1 protein-coding gene and 1 pseudogene are annotated in these 1,923 nt (G+C 60.4%); both read right to left on the reverse strand.

The window, feature by feature from the left end; genetic code table 11:
• Positions 1–1,515, reverse strand: a pseudogene (locus tag ABX749_RS31235) (hypothetical protein); the annotation flags it as partial.
• Between the two features lie 79 nt (positions 1,516–1,594).
• A partial coding sequence (gene arsC / locus ABX749_RS31240) for an arsenate reductase (glutaredoxin) (protein WP_372899476.1) occupies positions 1,595–1,923 on the reverse strand: 329 nt, incomplete at its 5' end.

Genomic DNA, 1,923 nt, shown 5'->3' on the forward strand with positions numbered 1-1,923 from the left:
CAACCGCCGACCGTCGCTGTGGACATACGCCTCTGCTTCGTATTCCGCGATTCGTGAAGCTTCCGTCCACCGCTTGTCGCCGTCACGTTGGTAGGCGATGACCGTTCCACCGTCGGCGACAATCAATCGGTCATCGAACCAGGCAAGACTCGTACAGTTTTTCAGTCCTTCGATCACGACCGGTTCGGGTTTCGACCGCTGACGTCCATCCGCTGTGAGGCCCACTTCAACCGCCTGGCCGCCTTGCTGGACCACCAGCAGCGAAAAACCGTTGTCGTGCGGAATGGCCACCGCACCGCTGACCGATTCCGCCAGTTCCAGATCGGTCGCGCGTCTGCTCTCCAAACGCGACCAACCACTGTCATCCATGCACGCCCCGATGGCAAGTTGCACATCGTTGTAGTGCTTCTTCAAGAGACACAGCGTCTGCCCGTTCAAGACGACCGGTTGTGCGTGAACGTCGGTCTCTTTGTCGCCCACGGTGTGCGGCACCTCGCAGGTATCGTCCCACCGCCAACTGCCGCGCGGCGTCCAGATGTTACCCCGCTCATCGAGCGCGACGCCGGTCAGATTCGCCAACGCTCCGATGCGGCGGGCCAATTCGAACCTCTGTTCCTCATCGTTCCAGCGTAGCAATTGAACGACGCCGGCGAGCCCCGACACGGCGTAGACATCGTCGCGGACGTGCACCAGTCCGCGCCCATTGGTCAGATCGGCACTCTCCGGCAGATACCCGATAAACGATCCCGACGCCCCACCCAGTACCACTCCCGGTTCCGGTTCGAACCGCTCGTTCATGCGATGGATCGTGCCATGCCAACCGTGAGCGTACCAATGCCGTCCGATCTGTTGTGGTCGTTCGCCGCGAAAGCCTGTGGGGAATCCGGCCACCACGACACCGTCCCGCCACGCCTGCACTTGCTTGCCGTCGAAGCCATAGACGGTCCCGTTGTCGCCGACGTGCAGTGCGAACAAATCCGATCCAGGTTTCGCGATGTTCGTCCGCGCATCGGTCGACGGGTCGAACCAGGACAGCTGATCCTGATGCTTGTCAAACACCACCACGCGACCCTCCAGCGCATTGGACGAAATCACATCCGCCTTGACGTCCAATCGCTGCGGCATGGAGCCTGGGGCCGCGTCGAGCGGCAGCGAGTAGAGGGAGTTTCGGATTCTCATCAACAGGACGTCGCCGGCACGTGTCAATTGATCGTTGCGGTCGGTCGATTCGGGCAGTGGGTAGCTTGCCAACAACCGTCCGTCGAGCGCATATCGGTTCAACTGCGTCGATCCACCCCGCTCCCAAATCGCCGCGTCGTCGTCGATCACGGGACCCATTCCCGCCGCCGGCTGATCGGCAAAGGTCACCAGTGACGGACCGCTCTCCCCAGAATTTCCCAGCACTCCGGCGAAGACAAGTTCCTCGGCAGTCGCCCGATCCGGCGGCTGGACGGCGGCAACCATCAACAAAATAGAACTCGTCAAAACAACGCGTATCGTTTTCATCTTATTCATACTGCTATCGCGAGGACTGACCGGATCATCATCGCCGGACACGTGCAAGATTATTGGGGAGTGCCATCGCTGGGCCGAATCAGGATCCCAGGATCGCTTCGATGTTTTCGGTAGGCCTACCGATCGCAGCCTTGCCGTTGTGCACCACGATCGGCCGTTCGATCAACCTGGGATGCTCGGTCAGCGTCGCGATCCATTGCTTGTCGGTCAGGTCCTGGTCGCCAAGAGCCAGTTCCTTGTAGAGCTTCTCACCCTTGCGGACCAGCTCGTTCGGCTTGATCCCCAGCATCTTGATGATCTGCCGCAATTCACTTTGGCTCGGTGGATCGTCCAGGTAGTTGACGACATCGAATTCGATGCCACGGGACTGGAGCAATTCGAGCGCGGCTCGCGATTTGGTGCACCTGG

The sequence above is a fragment of the Stieleria sp. genome (genome assembly GCF_041595215.1).
Classification (GTDB): Bacteria; Planctomycetota; Planctomycetia; order Pirellulales; family Pirellulaceae; genus Stieleria; species Stieleria magnilauensis.